Here is a 14,955-nt window from a genome sequence, read left to right as displayed (position 1 = left end):
GGATACCAGAACAAGGAAACTAAGAATCTTGGTATCAGGGATTGGACTTGCCCTGCATGTGGTTCACATCATGACCGAGATGCCAATGCAGCAATAAATATACTGCGAAAGGCAATAGAACAAAAACAGGTTGCTTAACATAAATTAGTACCGTGGGACACACGGGAATTTACGCTTGGGGAGAACGTGTAAGTCGAACTGGTTACGGCTAGGCCGCAGTGTTCAGCGAACCAAGAATCCCCTGCCTTTAAGCATGGGGAGTGTCAAACGCTACTTTCTTGCTGCCTGTCAAATTTGACCGGTCAGCCTGCAAAAAACTTTCCATAGCCGTCCAGGTCACAGGGAAATTGTCAATGAACGCCGAATGCCAGGCCTTGGGGACAATGCAGAGTCTGGCATTCGGGATATACTGCTCGGCCTCCACCATCGTAACCAGGGGCGCATGGTCATCTTCATCCCCGGCGATAAGGAGTACCGGGCACTTTATGGTCTTGAGGAAGTCTTTCCCCACTTCCATCTGACTCCAGAACTTCATATAGTTCGTGCAAAATTCCTGAAAGCGTTCCGGTTCCGGCATGATTTTTTTCTGTTGCTCGATAAACTGCGCATCAATTTTAGCTAAATCTTCCACCTTCATATCCCCGCTGAAAAAGCCTTTTTTCAGCGTACCAGCGCCGATGCCAATAACCCTGTCCACACGCTCAGGGTACATGGATGCCACTTTATAAGCTGTATAAGCGCCATCGCTAAAGCCTAGCAGGATTGCCGGTTCATTTGTAACGGCTTTCATCACCGCCAGCATATCCTGTGCCTTTTGCTCATAAGTCAACGGTGAGTGACCGATTTCCGAACGACCATGACCACGGGTAGATACCGCAATCACCTGATAGTTCTGACGCAGTTTGTCAATTAGTTGCCCCATTTCATAAGGCGTGCCTACTCCACCGCCATGAAAGACAAAAACAGGCTTGCCCTGACCATAAACTTCATAGTAAATCTTTGCATCGCCGGCCTGTACATAATGGCCGGCTTTTTCATTGTTGCCGTAAGGCGTAGTGCTTTCATAATTTCCCGGCTGCTGCATAAAATAATGCAACGGTGCTGCTGCATTTACTGTACCGCCAGTCGTACCAAACAACATCGTCATGCCCAGCGCCAGTGCCGTCAGACATTGGGCTCCCTTTTTCCTTCTCATGCCTTGCCCTCCAATTTCCAAACGTCAATACCGGTAACAGGGTCAAACTGCTGACCGATAAAACCATCTTCCACCACGTCCAGCACAATCTCGCCTGTGTAACTTATCCACGCACTATGCGAATGACCGCCTAAATAAGCAATCGCACCGCTGTCCGCTAACAGATAAGAAAACATACCATGCGCATGTTCCTTTAACCGCCCGTTGACATCAGTCACCACATTCCCCTGCAGGGAAATCATCTCTAACATACCATTACGCTCGTGCTGCAAAAAATCCTGCTTTTCAGGGATAAACGTTGCGACCACTACTTTATCGCAGGCACCAATTCCCTGAAACATTCCCGACTTTATATCCAATTCGCAGCAGACTCTGCGAATACAACTAAGAATTTCATCCCCTTTGTCCATACGAATGTAAACGCGGGAACCCATTTTCTTATAGTCCATAACCACACACGGCAATCCACGGCATGCCAGCCTCGTCCATCTTTTTGCACTGCTCGATGACCAAATCTGCATGATAGCCCTTATTCATGCGGTCAAGCAGCTTATCATCGCCGCTTTCCACGCCGAAGTAGAAATAGCTGTAACCTTTTTCTGCCAGCTGTCTTACCTGCTGTACCGTCTTGTTTTTCAGATTATCCACACGGGCATAACCGCCGATGGATTTCACCTGCGGCAGATAACGGTAAATCATATCAGCAATTTGCAGCAAATCCTCCGTCTTGCGGATGAAGGGGTCAGCCCCCTGCAGATAAATGCGGTCAAAATTCCAGCCGGACTGAGCCAGTTCCTTGATGTCTTCCTCGATTTCCTCCATCGGCGACAGCATAAAGGGGCTGTCCTTGTAAAAGGTGCAGAATTCACAGGTTGCATGACTGCAGCCGGAAGTTATCTGCAGGAAACCATCAGCGGCTTCATAAGGCGGGCGATTAATACCACTCGAAAAATGCATACTTACTAAACACTCCTAAAAATCAACACACCAATTATCGTTCATGATAAAACTCAATAATCTCGCCGGCCTTGCCCTGTACACATCTCTGCCTTGCCACAGCAACGCAGAGCGGCATGATGTAATCCTTTGATCAGGCTCATTACCCACACTCCTCATATAAACACACATCTAAATCATTCAATAACGACATTCCGGCACTTCTTCCGCGGTTTTCCCTGCGGATAAGGACCATCACAATAGCCCAATGTCACAAAGGCCTTGGCCTCCATATTTTCCGGCACGCCCCACTCCTGCATGAATCGTTTCCCTGCGGGCAAGGCAAAGGTTTCCTCTGCCCGGGAAATAATACAGGAATCTACGCCCAGCTCATGCGCAGCCAATATCATATTTTCCGCCATACAAAAGGCATCCGCTACATTGTAGAGAAAGTCCTTCTGCCCAAAGATCACACAGACTGTGGGCGCATCATAAAAACCATTTTTGATTTTGGTGTCATCAATTATCGAGGGCTGTTCAGCCGATACATGCGTCCCTAGCAGCTGATTACGGTCAAAGGTGGAAAAGTTCAGCCGTCCCAATTTTTCGGTAAGGCAAGCATTATGGAGCGTTACAATCATACTGCGCTGTCCGCCGCCGGCATTTGGTGCGTAAAGCCCAGCCTCCACAATCTTGTCCACAATATCACGCGGTACTTGTTTTGCCTGATATTTACGGATGGAACGACGTTTTTTCATCAATTCTAAAATATCCATGCCTGTCTCCTTACACAGCCAGCAAACCTTCTATTTGTTCTGCCCAGCACTGCGGGTCGGCGGCATAAAAATCGCCACCGTTCGTACTACTGGCAACCGCAGGACAGCCGCGGCACCAGGCCAGCAATTTACAACGCGTACACTTTTTGAATTTGTCATAATCGCGGTAGGCTTCCATCCTGCCGGTCCATAACTGTGCCAATCTATCGGTAAACACATTTCCCACCCGGCTGTTTTGCACGCGGCAGCAGGCATAAACCTCACCCGTAGGCAAAATGGTCAAATGCCCATTGCCGCAATTACAGCCGCCATAAATCATTTCCGGCTCGGCATCCGCCGGAATCTGAAAACGTCCTTTTTCATAGTCGAACAACGTCCAGAGATGGTCCTTGCGGTTAAAATAGGTTTCACAACCAGCAGCTTCATAGCGCCGGAAAATTTCATCGCAATCTTCCAGCAATTTATGGTAACGCTCCGGCGAAATGCTGTTTTCTTTCGACGGACATGGATGTCCTAGTGCGGGCGCAGGCGCAGGATGCGCCATTTTTGCGCCCGCTTCCTCACTGGTCGGGCAATAACGCGCAAAAGCATACACCTTTGTTCCCGCAGCCACTACCGCATCAATGATGGCCGGAACTTCATCTATATTTTTCCCGGAAACCGTAGTCATGATGATGGAACGAATACCTGCCGCATTGAGCATCGCTACGTTTTCCAGGGTTGTCTTAAAAGAACCAGGTTTTCTAAACCAGTCGTGCGTTTCCTCCATGCCGTCAATGGACATCTGGTAGCGTACACAGCCGCAGTCTCTCATGCGTCTGCATACATCTGCCGTCAAATGAAACGGATTGCCCATAATGGTGAAAGGAATTTCCCTCTCTTTGAACATTGCCAGTAACATCCAAAAATCCGGATGCAGGATAGGGTCACCACCGGTCAGATAGAAATAAGGCTGACGACCAAATGTTTCGCAAAAATCCAGGCAATTTTTTAGCACTGCCGCCATCTGATCCCGGCTCATGCGGTCGGGACATTTCTGCGTGTTCTCTGCAAAGATATAACAATGCTTGCAACGCTGGTCACACTCGTCAGTAATATGCCATTGAAATGAAAAATACGGTTTCATCAGGCCGTCCTCCTTACTTTCCTGTCTTACTGATCCTCCGCGCCGCAGGCAGAACCACAAGCTGCCGGCAGAACATTGTCTCCCGAGCCGCAAGCAGAACCGCAGGCAGCGGAAAGCTTATCGCCGGAACCACAGGCCGAACCGCAAGCAGAATTTACCACTGCACCTGCTGTCTTGTTATTCCAACCTGCCAGATTTGTAAGTGCCATGATACATCATCCTTTCTCAAATTATTATCGCTTTGCGCTTACAAGAACATCTTAACAGGCAGAAATCGTTTTGTGAAATGCAATTATCTCATCATTTATGCACGAATCGTATTAATTATGGTATCATGGAACACAAGAGGTGACGCTTATGAATATGCAGCAATTAGAATGTTTTACGACTTTAGCAAAGACCTTAAATTACGCCAAGGCGGCAGAACAGCTGTCCATGTCACAACCAGCTGTCTCCCGTCAGATTCAAAGTCTGGAAACGGAACTCAATGCCAAACTCTTCAACCGGACCACACGTTCCGTCAGCCTGACGCCGGTGGGCTTCCAATTTTTGGATGATGCCCAGCAGATGCTCTCGCTCTACTATCATTCGCTGGAATGGATTTCCACCTTTCACCAGCAAAAGCGCACGGTTCTGCGCATTGGTTATGCCGACTCTCATGCCAACTGTCTGATCAGCAAAATTCTTACCCCCATGCTGACGGAAAACCGCAATATCGTACCGGAACTCACGCTTGACCAGACCGACGCGAATCTGCACCGCCTGACCACCAGTCAACTGGATCTGGTCATCGGCATGAAAGATGCCAAATTCCATGATGAGACAATTATCTTTCAAAAGCTCTGTGATGATGCCTTTGTCTGTGTGATGAATAAACAGCATCCATTAGCGCAGAAATGCAAAAAGAGACGCCAAAAAAGCGTCTCCTCTGCGGATTTCTGGCCCTATCGCCAGATTATTGATATTCCACCTTATCTGTTAAAACACGTCTTTTCCCGTGGTCATCATATTGTACCGGTCAATGATGAACTGGATAACATCATCTGTGCCACAACCAGTGAGGCCTATAATCTTGCTCTGGCAGGAGCAGGCTTTTCCCTGATTCCCAGCCATTTGGCCCCGCCCCATAAGGAACTTGTCTTCCTGCCCTGGGAAGAATCCCCCCACGCCCCCATGGGCATCTACTACCGTCAGCAATCCGCCATGGACAAGAATTCGGCGATTTACAAATTCATTGGTGCAGCCAGGGACTGTATAGATCCTTAACGGCTTATCCGAATAGCTCAATATCGCCCTACGCACTCAAAAAGCCGCCGCATGAGCAGTACGGCAGCTTTTTGAGTGTGTATTATATTTTAGGAGAGCTTTAACGAAAGCCTGAATATAATATAGCATATATGATAATAATTATCAATAACTAATTGATAATTTTTCTTTTTTTTTGTTTTTAGTGCTATTTCTTACCGCCCGACCAAGACACAACCATTGCAAAACAGCCATGCCCAAAAGCAGCATAAAGGCATAGTGACTCCCCATAGCCGTAGCAGCTTCCAAGTTATTCGGGAATTGGCTGCGGGGCATAGAGACTACCGCAGCCACAATAGCTGTACCTATTGCACCAGCTAACTGCTGCAAGGTATTGAATACAGCATTACCATCCGCTTTTAACTCTGCCGGCAGCGCCGAAAGGCCGGCTACCAAAGTATTCCCTGAAGTAAAACCTTGCCCCAGCGTAAATATGGCATAAACAGCAGCCATCAGCGGAACAGAAGCTTCGTCAAGCGTCATATTAAAACCGGTCATAGCCAAACAAACAAAAACACAGCCTGCCATTAGTGGACGGCGTGCACCAAAACGGTCCAACAGCTTACCGCTGACAGGCGCCAGAAGCGCCCCCAGCAAACAGCCAGGAAGCAGAATACAGCCGGAAACAAAGGCCTTTTCCGTTAGCACAATTTGCGCATAATTGGGAATCAGAAATCCCAGGCCCAGGCAGATGAACTGCAACAACAGCAAGCCGCTAACGCAAAGCGAAAAGGCTGGAATCCGAAAGACCTGCAAATGGATCAATGGCTGGAGAGCATGCACTGAAATTCGGGCAAACACGAACAGACATGCTATGCTGCCTGCGAAAAGCCCCAGCACACGTACGTCAGACCAGCCCCATTCACCGGCAAAACTGGAGGCGAGAATAAAGCAGGAAAATCCCACGGCCAACCACAGATAGGTAAACAGGGGAAATTTCGTTTTCTGTATGACGGAAGACTGCCTTATCGAACTTGCGCCGCAGGCCAAAGAAAATACCAACACGGGCAGTAATGCGGCAAAAATCATCCGCCAGCCAAAATCCTGCACAATCCATCCCCCCACAGAGGGGCCGATGGCTGGTGCCATCGCGATGGTCAGCGTGGCCGCGCCCATCATGAAGCCGATTTTCTCCAAGGGGGCCTGCTCCATGACAATATTAAACATCAAAGGCAATGCCAGTCCTGTACCTGCGCCTTGCAACAAGCGTCCCAGCAATAATACGGAAAAAGACGGCGACCAATAGCCCATTATCGTACCTGCCGAGAAGATAAGATTTGCCGTGATAAAGATGCGCTTGGCAGAAAAACGTTTCTTCAGAAAAGCCGACGCAGGAATCACAATGGAAAGCATCAGCAGATAGCCCGTGGTAATCCATTGCACAGTAGAAATACTCACGGAAAATTCCTTCATCAATGTCGGAAAGGTCACGTTCATTGCCGTCTCTATGACTACCCCCGTAAAGGATAGCAACCCTGCCGCCAAAACGGACAGAAATAGTCGCCTATCCATAACCCGCGGGAAATCGTCTGTTGTTTTCATCTTACGCTATGCCCCCAATTTCTTACTTTGCCTGTACAGCCCAGCTTTGGTCCAGCCCTTCCCATTCGGTTGCATGACAGGTATTGCATTTCTGTGTACTCTGTTCATGGTGAACGCTGTGGCAGTCCATACACTGCGGTGGCTCATTGCCGTTCTCATGCTCGCCGTTGTGCGGGGAATTTGCCCCCAAATACTTGGTCTTTTCCACGACATCTTCCCATTTATGGCAGCTGAGGCATTGTTCATTAGTAAAACCATAACGCTTGGTTGGATTATCGTACTGTCCCGTCACAAAGAGCCAGCCTTCATTCATCTGCTGTGCCAGGCTAGGCTCATGACAGTCATGGCAGGTGACATTGGCTTCGGCATGTTTATGCGCCAGCAAACCTTCCTGCGCATAAGTGTCGTACTCATACTGCATATTGTGACAAGATTTGCAGAACGCAGGCTGCGCCATCACAGTCGCATTCATAAACTGGAAACTGAGCAGACCGCCAAGAAAAAGAACGAATATCGCGCCCAGCAGGAACAAAGGCTTATGCAGATAATACCGGATTTTTTCTCTCATGTTTCTCATTCCTTTCCGCCTTTCTCTGGATTGCACTTAGCGGCCATCGTACCGGCTAATCTTCCATAGACCAGCGCAAAGGAGTGGCTGACCCCTGCCGTAACCACGGGATAATCACCAACAAAGCGGCCGCCCTGCGTATTGCCAGCCGTATACAGACCCGGTATCGGGTCGTAGTCGTCATCCAGCACATTAGCGGTCAGCGGATCTACGGTAAGCCCGCCCATGTTTACCAGCATGGCTCCGCCCTCCATCTTGCCTGCATAGAAAGGTGCTGTACGGATGGGGAACAAGCGTTTAGCCGCCTTGCCAAAATCCGTATCAAGATGAGCATCTGCCAATTCATTGTACCGCTGGATAGTTGCCAAAAGCTGCTGTTGGTCCTGCTTGCTGTCAGGACAAAGTTTCCGCGCCAATTCGTCCAAGGTGTCCGCAATTACCAGCCCCTTGGTCTTTCGCAGTTCTTCTCTGGACGTATAGGCTGTACGCCCAATCGCCCACTGACAATCAGCCGGCAGTTTGGGATTTTCCGCCTCTGGTACGCAGTGATTTACACTGCCATGACTAACGCCCATGTAAGGCAGCTGTTCCGGCCATTTATCATCAAAAATCTGCCACCCAAAATTTCCCGGCTGCCGGTAAAGACCACACGAAAGCTGCTGTCCACCATTGTCCTCATTCATAAATCGTAAACCATGCTTATTGACCAACAAATACGCATCTACGCCCAACGGACCGCCTAAGGTATGAATCATCGGCGCATGCGGGCCATCCTCCAGTTTGGCGCCAGCCCAAACCGCCATAATATGCCCGTCCCCGGTATTGGTGGGCAACCCCTTGGCATCCTTATTGGGGAAGACATTGAAATAATCAATGGCCCAGGGCACAAAGTGCTTAATCATGGATTTGTTGTTGCCATAGTCCCCCGTCGTGAGTATGACCGCCCTGCTAGCGTTGTACCGATGGTACCCGCCTTTCACATCCTGACCAATGATACCTTCCACCCGGCCTTTTTCCTGCTGATGCGGACGCAAAAGCTTCACCGCCTTGGTGGAATACACGAATTTTACGCCCATGGCCAGACACTTCTCATAGACCAGCGTCAACAGTGGTTTCTGGTTGGGCAGCAGGGTCATAACCGTGGGATAAGTGGGGCTGTTTTCCTCCTCACGGTGATATTCCGGCGGCAAGGGATAATGCATCATCATCAGATTGATCTTATCCCGTTCCAGTTCCGTGTCCGTCTCCTTCATCACATGCACGGCAGGCGCCAATTCAAGCATCCAGTCAAAATCCTGGCCACTATGCTCTGCCCAATAGTTCCAGGCCCGCTGGTCTGCCCGATAGCCCATTTGCTTCATATTCTCATTTATGGCTTTATTTTTATCAAAAGTGATTCCCAGCTCCCGCTGAAATTTATTGCCAATCGTTCCATACTGCCCGGAACGGCACTGCCAAGTCGCGGCCTTCTCAACGACCAGCACAGACGCGCCATTTTCCGCTGCGGCTCTGGCGGCTGTGAGGCCAGCCACCCCGGCTCCCACAATGATGACATCGGCCTCCTGCGTATCCTGGATACTACTGTCCTGCACCTCAGGGGGCTTGCCCAGCCAATCATCACCACTTGACTGCTGCTTATTTTTTTCCACCTCTTCCGGTGCTACTAAATGGTCATTGGGATTCTTACATCCCGCCAACAAAACCGGCCCAGCCAATAGCCCACTTAACGCCGCAGCTCCTCCTTTTAAGAACGAACGGCGAGAAACATTGTTTCCTTTTCGCTTCATTTTTTCGCTCTCCCTTCCAACTCTTTTGTAATATTTCCCCTTTAATCTAACTAATTCTATATAAAGTTTCTTGCTTTTTCAAATAAATATTTTCATATCTTCTATGCAATTATTTACTAAAATGATAATATAAATGTACAGCTATTTACATTTTAGGAGGTGCTTCATGAACAACAACCAACAACAATTGCTACGCATCTTAGAATCCGCAGCCATGCCGCTAACCTCCACTGCGCTGGCCGATAAACTTGCCGTGTCCTCCCGCACGATAATGAATTACATCGCGCACATCAATAATTCCTTTCCAGACAGTATCCGCTCCTCACGCCAGGGCTATATCCTGACCGAAAAGGCCAGACATAATCTCTGCAAGCAGCAGGAAACCACTTTCCTTCCCCAAACGGTGGAAAACCGCCGTCTACATCTGCTCTTGCAGCTACTGCTACATCCCCAATCAGACTTTACCATTCCCGACTTTGCCGCTGAAATCCATATCAGTCCCGAAAGTGTTCAAAAAGACGTTGCTATGCTGCGCTTTATGCTCAAAGACTTTTCCCTGCGCCTCCGCTTGACCGGAGGAAAACTGACGCTAAAAGGTGAGGAAAAATATCAGCGCAGTCTGCTGAGCCATGTCATCAATAAACATTTGGCCCATACGCGCTTGTCTTTGGAAAATCTGCAAACCTACTTTCCCCTCTTGCCCGTGGCTAAATTACAAATCCGCTTGCAAAAAGCAATCGAACGAAAAGACTATTTCCTCAATGGCAGTTTGTGGCCCAATTTCATGCGTGACATTCTGATTGCCGCCCACCGAATAAACCAAAACTGTATTCTCCCGGCCTGCCCAGCAGCTGTTATCCTGCCCATAACGCTGGATATAGCAGCTGCTTTAGCGCCGTTCTGCGGCTCCCTTGCATTAAGTGAGCGGCTATGGCTGCAAAAACTGCTGCACGCTTATCTGCTGCCACAGAAATTCCGAACAGCGTCCTATAACGAGATTGCCCTGTCCCTCCCCTCTGACACACAAGCCTTACTGCAACAGCTGTTCAACTGGATAAACGATAATCTGCCCTTTATCCCACTTACAAAGCGTTTCCGCGTCCGCTTCGCCTTAAATGTCCACAACCTCCTGCAACGCAAATATATGGGCAGTATCACCTCCAATCCACAAAAAGAAGACATGCAAGCCGCCTCCCCTTTCGCCTTCTATTGTGCCCAACAAGTCACATTCCAGTTACGCAAACGAACCGGACTGAACTTTACCGAAGACGACAGCGCCTATTTAGCAGTACATATCGGTCTTGCACTGCACAAGAAACTGGCCCCGCAGGATACGGTTTCCTGTGGTTTGCTGATCCCCCCCTATTTTGACTATGACCAGGATTTGCGTCAGACACTGCTTGCTTATTTTCCCCAAGAAATCCGCATCGATGCAGAGGCAACGGATGAAAAAGATATCACCCGGCTGGAACATGTGCAGCTTGTTATCTCCACCATGCCTCTGCCCAATGGTTTTCCCGTGGAATGGATAACCACCAATCCCCTACTGTCGCTGGCCAAGCGGCAGGAAATCGCACGGCTCATCGCACGAAAACAACAAGAAAACCGCTGGCAAACCATACGCCACTTTCTCCTAACGTACGCCTCTTTAAGCGAAATCCCCACGAATACACGTTCTGCATATGACACTTGGACAATCTGTGGACATACGGCCATTCGGCTGGATTTGCTAAAGGAAAACAAAAAACAGCTTGTCATCCAATGGAATGACAAGCCGCTTTCCTTCAAAGGACACACTGTATATGCGTTTTTACACCTATCCTTCAACAGTGATGATTGGGCGCTATGTTGTTATATTCTTGAGCTTCTGTCCCACCCCATGCAATATATACCACTGCGCAAATGCACGCAAAAAAACCTGCATAATTTTCTTGCCTACATACAGCGTTCGCTCTAATATAAATACGAACCAAAAATCCCCAGGGCCAATACACCAAGCCCTGGGGATTTTTTCACGTATATAAAATTTACTGAAAACACCTTGGTACATCCTCTTTGCGGCTTCTTTGCAGTTTTTCCGCAGCCGTTGTATTGCCTCCCCTCATAGCCAGTACTACACCAACGGCAATAAGCACAAAACCGGGCAAAAAGCAACTGGTCATGGCTTCACCGAGTAATAACCAGCCTAAAATTGTGCCAACGATTGGCTGAAAGAACATAAACAGGCCGCCAATGGACGCATCCATATACGTCAGCCCCTTGCTCCAAAGAACAAATCCTGCCGTGGTGGAAATCATCCCTACATAAAGTACCGAGCCCCATATCTGCGGCATGGCCAAAGCCTCATAATTTGCTTCGTTAATCAGCCACCATATTCCATAGGGACTCAGCACCAAAAACGCGATGAGTATGCTATAAAAAGTCAGCGTAAACACCGAATAGCGGCTGAGCAGTTTCACGAGTATGGACATCAACGCCCAGGTGATAGCTGCAACAAACAAACAGACACCGCCCAAAAGACTGCCGGTTTGCAGATTCTCCGGGTCAACGACGATTAGCAGCACACCCGCCGTTGCCAAAACTACAGACAACAAACGGCTGAAATTAAACCGCTCATGCAGAATCAGGCAACCGAACACCACCATAAATGCCGGTGTAGCCGCCGTTATCACCGAACCCATCTGCGCTGAGGTCAGCATGGTTCCCGATTCCTGCGTGACAATAGAGAGCGTTTGACCGGTCAACGCAGAAATAAGCAGGAGCTTCCAGTCCTTGCGCTCAATTTTCCAGGAAGTTTTCTGATACAACATGATAAGCACTAGCGGGACCAGCGCCACACCGTACCGCAGCCAAACCAAAGCCACAGGCGTAATCACGCCTACGGTCAGGCGGACCGCAATGAACATGGCGCCCCAAATGCTGCCAGCCAGCGACAATAGCAGCGAACCGATCAGTAAATTACGCAAAAGCTTCATCTCCTTGATTTCTTATTGTCCATAATCCAGCTCTTCCCGGACACTGTGGAAAAACGGCTTTACTGCAGCGCCGATTTTTCTGTGCGGGAATAAATGCAAAACCGGCACCACAGAGCATTGCCCAAGAGCAATGCCGCTACCAGCCAAAAAAGATTACGGATGCCGATGCTGGCGGCCAGCTGGCCACCGAAAAACGCCCCCGTGAACATGCCGATGAACTGCGCCGATTGATTGATGCCAAAAATCCGCCCCATCAGAGCTGGTGGTGCCAATTGGCGGATAAGGTTATTGGTGGATGGCATAAGGCCCGCAATCGCTATGCCATGGAAGAAGCGCAGGACTCCCAGCTGCCATGGTGCACTTACCATCCCCTGCGGAATCGTAACGATACCTGAAAGGAGCAGACAGGCAAACAAGATACGCGCTGAACCGATGCGGTCAGCCAATCTGCCGAGCCTTGACGCAAATAGCATACTGGCAAAACCTGCGGCAGAGAATATAGCACCGGATACGATAGCCAGATGGTCGATGTTACCGGCGATCTCCTGCACATAGACCGTAAGGATCGGTGCCACGCAGGACAGGGAGAAATGCAGCAATATGGTCGTCAGGAAAACCCCGAGGATAATGGTATGCTGTGGCAGCTCACGGAAGGCTGGCAGCTCAACAGCCGCGGCTTTTTCACGCACAGGCTGTTTGGTTTCGCTTATCTGTGTCAACGCCAAAAATCCGAGCAGGCAGCATATACCGATCAGGAAAAACGCATTGCGGAAGCCAATCGTTTCACTGAGCCAGCCGCCGAAAACCGGCCCCATGAGTCCGCCCGATACCTGCGCGGTAAAAAACATCCCCATAGCCCATCCCGAGCGTTTCTTCGGTGTTTCCAGCGCCAGCAACGGAATGACCGCAGCCTGAAAACCACTCAGGCAGCCTTGCAGCAAGCGCAGAAGAACCAGATGCCATACCGATTGGGCAAAGCCCATGCCAATCATGATAAGGCCCAGCCAGCCGGAGGCACGCAAAATCATTGGCTTTCGTCCCAGACGATCCGAAAGCCTGCCCCATATCGGTGAGAAGATTGCCAGGCTGATGAAGTTACAACCAAAAACGATTCCCGACCAACGGGCAATATCCGCTGGATTGTCGACGCCAAGCTCAGCAATATAAAGCGGCAGGATTGGTGCCATCTGGCTCATACCAATAGATACGATAAACGATGCGATACAACATATATAAAGATTCTTTTTCCATAATGGAGTAGTCGATGCCATGAAAAAGCGCCTCGCTTGTAAATGATATTGTCTTACAATCATTATAACATGCACCGCAAATTCGGCGATTATGACGTTTGACGTTCCCCCAAAACCACCTTATACTTGATTCATGACAAATATCAAAAGTTGGAGGCTATGCTTGTGAATCTGGTAAAGCGTGTTTGTGGTCATACCTGGATGATTCTACGCCATAAATACTGGGTGTTTCGCTTTTGCTGTATCGCGGGAATCCCCTGGCAGGGATTTATGCATGACTGGTCAAAGTTTTCACCCATGGAATTTATAGAAAGCGTAAAATACTACAACGGCAAGGTTTCGCCCATAAAAATCTGCAAACAAAAAAACAACGGCCTGTCCATGGCCTGGATCCATCATCATGGACGCAATCTTCATCATTACGAAGCCTGGTGGGATAATTTCGACCATGGTGCCTATCCACAGGACATGCCATACAAATACGCCGTGGAATTGATTTGCGACTGTCTGGGAGCAGGCAAAGCGTATGGCCGGGATAAGTTTACTTTTCAGGCTGAATACGAATGGTGGCAGAATAAGTGTGCGACCGGTATTGGCATGAGCCCTAATATGCAGGACTTTGTGGAAACAATACTCAGCCAGCTGGCCAAAACAGAAGATTTATCTTTGCTGCGTCCGAAATCGACGCAGTCCATTTATAACCAAACAGTGAAAGAAGGTACACATGAATATCCAAATTTTCGGCACCAAGAAGTGTAACGACACCAAAAAAGCACAGCGTTTCTTCAAAGAACGCGGCATAAAGTTCCAGTTCATTGATATCCTGGACAAGGGAATGAGCAAGGGCGAGTTCCAGTCCGTGGCCAAAGCTCATGGCGGCATCGACAGTATGATCAATCCGGAGTGCAAGGACAAGGATGCTCTGGCTCGTGTCAATTATATGGCAGACAAACTGGAAACGATCCTTGAGAACCAACAGGTCATAAAAACCCCCGTAGTACGAAATGGCAAAGCGTCAACATTAGGCTATGCGCCGGATATTTGGAAAGGTTGGCAGTAAGTATGCTTCATATACCCTCACTTTAACCACCAATCATATTGTGAGCAAAAGCACAAAAAAGCCCCAGCCTAGAAAGTCTCGCTTTCTTAAGCTGAGGTATTTCTTTCGAATGGCTAATCTACCTAAAGTGTACTTGCCGTTATCTTTTGACGGGAAAACACGGGAGGGTGTGAATAAAAGTCTGTAAATAGGTCTTCTATGAATTGCTTAAAGAGCCGCATCAAAATTTTTACAATCTATCAGGATACATAATCGTCAGCTCGCCTCTGACCTTGCCCCAGTTCCGAATGGGCATAGACCATTTCTTGGTAGCCTCAAACGTTGCCAGATACAAGGCCTTTAACAGGGCCTGCTGACTGGGGAAAACACTTCTCTGGCTGTTCAGACGGCGATATGAGGAGTTCAGGCTCTCAATGGCGTTGGTCGTGTAAAACG

The 14,955-nt window shown here is 48.8% G+C and carries 17 protein-coding genes; 5 read left to right on the top strand and 12 right to left on the bottom strand.

All coding sequences use genetic code 11. The features are described 5' to 3' along the window. Positions 1–138 (top strand): zinc ribbon domain-containing protein (locus tag BLQ59_RS14870; RefSeq protein ID WP_143005386.1); only part of this gene is annotated, 138 nt, incomplete at its 5' end. Positions 139–247: 109 nt separating this feature from the next. Here BLQ59_RS14870 and BLQ59_RS14865 read toward each other — a convergent pair. From BLQ59_RS14865 to BLQ59_RS14840, 6 genes are all read right to left on the bottom strand, one after another. After that, positions 248–1,195, bottom strand: a complete 948-nt coding sequence (locus tag BLQ59_RS14865) for an alpha/beta fold hydrolase (RefSeq protein WP_074573604.1) — start codon at positions 1,193–1,195, stop codon at positions 248–250. Then, positions 1,192–1,644: a PPC domain-containing DNA-binding protein gene (locus tag BLQ59_RS14860; protein ID WP_074573603.1), complete on the bottom strand. Its 453-nt coding sequence runs from the start codon at positions 1,642–1,644 to the stop codon at positions 1,192–1,194. Before BLQ59_RS14860 ends, BLQ59_RS14865 begins: the two co-directional genes overlap by 4 nt. Continuing rightward, positions 1,634–2,152 (bottom strand): radical SAM protein, encoded by a 519-nt coding sequence (locus BLQ59_RS14855; RefSeq protein ID WP_218122921.1) that lies wholly within the window; start codon positions 2,150–2,152, stop codon positions 1,634–1,636. The genes BLQ59_RS14860 and BLQ59_RS14855 overlap by 11 nt, the downstream gene beginning before the upstream one ends. A 176-nt stretch (positions 2,153–2,328) precedes the next feature. After that, on the bottom strand, positions 2,329–2,907 hold the full coding sequence (locus tag BLQ59_RS14850) for a nitroreductase family protein (RefSeq protein ID WP_074573602.1): 579 nt from the start codon (positions 2,905–2,907) through the stop codon (positions 2,329–2,331). Between the two features lie 10 nt (positions 2,908–2,917). Further along, a complete protein-coding gene (locus BLQ59_RS14845; protein WP_074573601.1) occupies positions 2,918–4,033 on the bottom strand; it encodes a radical SAM/SPASM domain-containing protein in 1,116 nt (371 codons plus the stop codon). Between the two features lie 26 nt (positions 4,034–4,059). Next, positions 4,060–4,242 (bottom strand): hypothetical protein, encoded by a 183-nt coding sequence (locus tag BLQ59_RS14840; RefSeq protein ID WP_074573600.1) that lies wholly within the window; start codon positions 4,240–4,242, stop codon positions 4,060–4,062. A 148-nt stretch (positions 4,243–4,390) separates the two neighbouring features. On the opposite strand from BLQ59_RS14840, the gene BLQ59_RS14835 reads away from it, so the two are divergent. Then, a complete protein-coding gene (locus BLQ59_RS14835; RefSeq protein WP_074573599.1) occupies positions 4,391–5,299 on the top strand; it encodes a LysR family transcriptional regulator in 909 nt (302 codons plus the stop codon). Positions 5,300–5,443: 144 nt separating this feature from the next. On the opposite strand, the gene BLQ59_RS14830 is transcribed toward BLQ59_RS14835, so the two are convergent. Genes BLQ59_RS14830 through BLQ59_RS14820 form a run of 3 tightly spaced genes read right to left on the bottom strand, consistent with a single transcriptional unit; the run spans position 5,444 to position 9,235 of the window. After that, positions 5,444–6,880, bottom strand: coding sequence for a DHA2 family efflux MFS transporter permease subunit (locus tag BLQ59_RS14830; RefSeq protein ID WP_074573598.1), 1,437 nt, complete (start codon positions 6,878–6,880; stop codon positions 5,444–5,446). 22 nt (positions 6,881–6,902) lie between these two features. Beyond that, a complete protein-coding gene (locus BLQ59_RS14825; RefSeq protein WP_074573597.1) occupies positions 6,903–7,448 on the bottom strand; it encodes a NapC/NirT family cytochrome c in 546 nt (181 codons plus the stop codon). A 5-nt stretch (positions 7,449–7,453) separates the two neighbouring features. Next, on the bottom strand, positions 7,454–9,235 hold the full coding sequence (locus tag BLQ59_RS14820) for an FAD-dependent oxidoreductase (protein WP_074573596.1): 1,782 nt from the start codon (positions 9,233–9,235) through the stop codon (positions 7,454–7,456). 166 nt (positions 9,236–9,401) lie between these two features. On the opposite strand from BLQ59_RS14820, the gene BLQ59_RS14815 reads away from it, so the two are divergent. Then, complete coding sequence (locus tag BLQ59_RS14815; RefSeq protein WP_074573595.1) at positions 9,402–11,192, top strand: BglG family transcription antiterminator; 1,791 nt, start codon at positions 9,402–9,404, stop codon at positions 11,190–11,192. Positions 11,193–11,262: 70 nt separating this feature from the next. On the opposite strand, the gene BLQ59_RS14810 is transcribed toward BLQ59_RS14815, so the two are convergent. Further along, the gene (locus BLQ59_RS14810) at positions 11,263–12,201 is read right to left on the bottom strand and encodes a DMT family transporter (RefSeq protein WP_074573594.1); all 939 of its coding nucleotides are present in this window, start codon (positions 12,199–12,201) and stop codon (positions 11,263–11,265) included. A 68-nt stretch (positions 12,202–12,269) separates the two neighbouring features. Next, positions 12,270–13,481: an MFS transporter gene (locus BLQ59_RS14805; RefSeq protein WP_074573593.1), complete on the bottom strand. Its 1,212-nt coding sequence runs from the start codon at positions 13,479–13,481 to the stop codon at positions 12,270–12,272. 138 nt (positions 13,482–13,619) lie between these two features. Here BLQ59_RS14805 and BLQ59_RS14800 point away from each other — a divergent pair, with 138 nt between their 5' ends. Together BLQ59_RS14800 and BLQ59_RS14795 are read left to right on the top strand one after the other, a co-directional pair. Beyond that, complete coding sequence (locus tag BLQ59_RS14800) at positions 13,620–14,219, top strand: DUF5662 family protein (RefSeq protein WP_371118592.1); 600 nt, start codon at positions 13,620–13,622, stop codon at positions 14,217–14,219. After that, positions 14,185–14,520 (top strand): arsenate reductase family protein, encoded by a 336-nt coding sequence (locus BLQ59_RS14795; protein ID WP_074573591.1) that lies wholly within the window; start codon positions 14,185–14,187, stop codon positions 14,518–14,520. Before BLQ59_RS14800 ends, BLQ59_RS14795 begins: the two co-directional genes overlap by 35 nt. Before the next feature lie 229 nt (positions 14,521–14,749). Here the strand turns inward: BLQ59_RS14795 and BLQ59_RS14790 are convergent. Then, the coding region (locus tag BLQ59_RS14790) for a transposase (RefSeq protein ID WP_143005385.1) at positions 14,750–14,955 on the bottom strand (206 nt) is incomplete at its 5' end.

It is taken from the genome of Pseudoselenomonas ruminantium (genome assembly GCF_900104055.1).
Taxonomy (GTDB): domain Bacteria; phylum Bacillota; class Negativicutes; order Selenomonadales; family Selenomonadaceae; genus Selenomonas_A; species Selenomonas_A ruminantium_C.
The sequence above is the reverse complement of the archived record's forward strand: the minus strand, read 5'-3'. Positions and strand labels throughout refer to the sequence as shown.

Bases quoted from the DNA above. Each gene is read 5' to 3' on its own strand.
- BLQ59_RS14865 (WP_074573604.1), bottom strand. From the start codon at position 1,195: ATGAGAAGGAAAAAGGGAGCCCAATGTCTGACGGCACTGGCGCTGGGC.
- BLQ59_RS14860 (WP_074573603.1), bottom strand. From the start codon at position 1,644: ATGGACTATAAGAAAATGGGTTCCCGCGTTTACATTCGTATGGACAAA.
- BLQ59_RS14855 (WP_218122921.1), bottom strand. From the start codon at position 2,152: ATGCATTTTTCGAGTGGTATTAATCGCCCGCCTTATGAAGCCGCTGAT.
- BLQ59_RS14850 (WP_074573602.1), bottom strand. From the start codon at position 2,907: ATGGATATTTTAGAATTGATGAAAAAACGTCGTTCCATCCGTAAATAT.
- BLQ59_RS14845 (WP_074573601.1), bottom strand. From the start codon at position 4,033: ATGAAACCGTATTTTTCATTTCAATGGCATATTACTGACGAGTGTGAC.
- BLQ59_RS14840 (WP_074573600.1), bottom strand. From the start codon at position 4,242: ATGGCACTTACAAATCTGGCAGGTTGGAATAACAAGACAGCAGGTGCA.
- BLQ59_RS14835 (WP_074573599.1), top strand. From the start codon at position 4,391: ATGAATATGCAGCAATTAGAATGTTTTACGACTTTAGCAAAGACCTTA.
- BLQ59_RS14830 (WP_074573598.1), bottom strand. From the start codon at position 6,880: ATGAAAACAACAGACGATTTCCCGCGGGTTATGGATAGGCGACTATTT.
- BLQ59_RS14825 (WP_074573597.1), bottom strand. From the start codon at position 7,448: ATGAGAGAAAAAATCCGGTATTATCTGCATAAGCCTTTGTTCCTGCTG.
- BLQ59_RS14820 (WP_074573596.1), bottom strand. From the start codon at position 9,235: ATGAAGCGAAAAGGAAACAATGTTTCTCGCCGTTCGTTCTTAAAAGGA.
- BLQ59_RS14815 (WP_074573595.1), top strand. From the start codon at position 9,402: ATGAACAACAACCAACAACAATTGCTACGCATCTTAGAATCCGCAGCC.
- BLQ59_RS14805 (WP_074573593.1), bottom strand. From the start codon at position 13,481: ATGGCATCGACTACTCCATTATGGAAAAAGAATCTTTATATATGTTGT.
- BLQ59_RS14800 (WP_371118592.1), top strand. From the start codon at position 13,620: ATGCTTGTGAATCTGGTAAAGCGTGTTTGTGGTCATACCTGGATGATT.
- BLQ59_RS14795 (WP_074573591.1), top strand. From the start codon at position 14,185: ATGAATATCCAAATTTTCGGCACCAAGAAGTGTAACGACACCAAAAAA.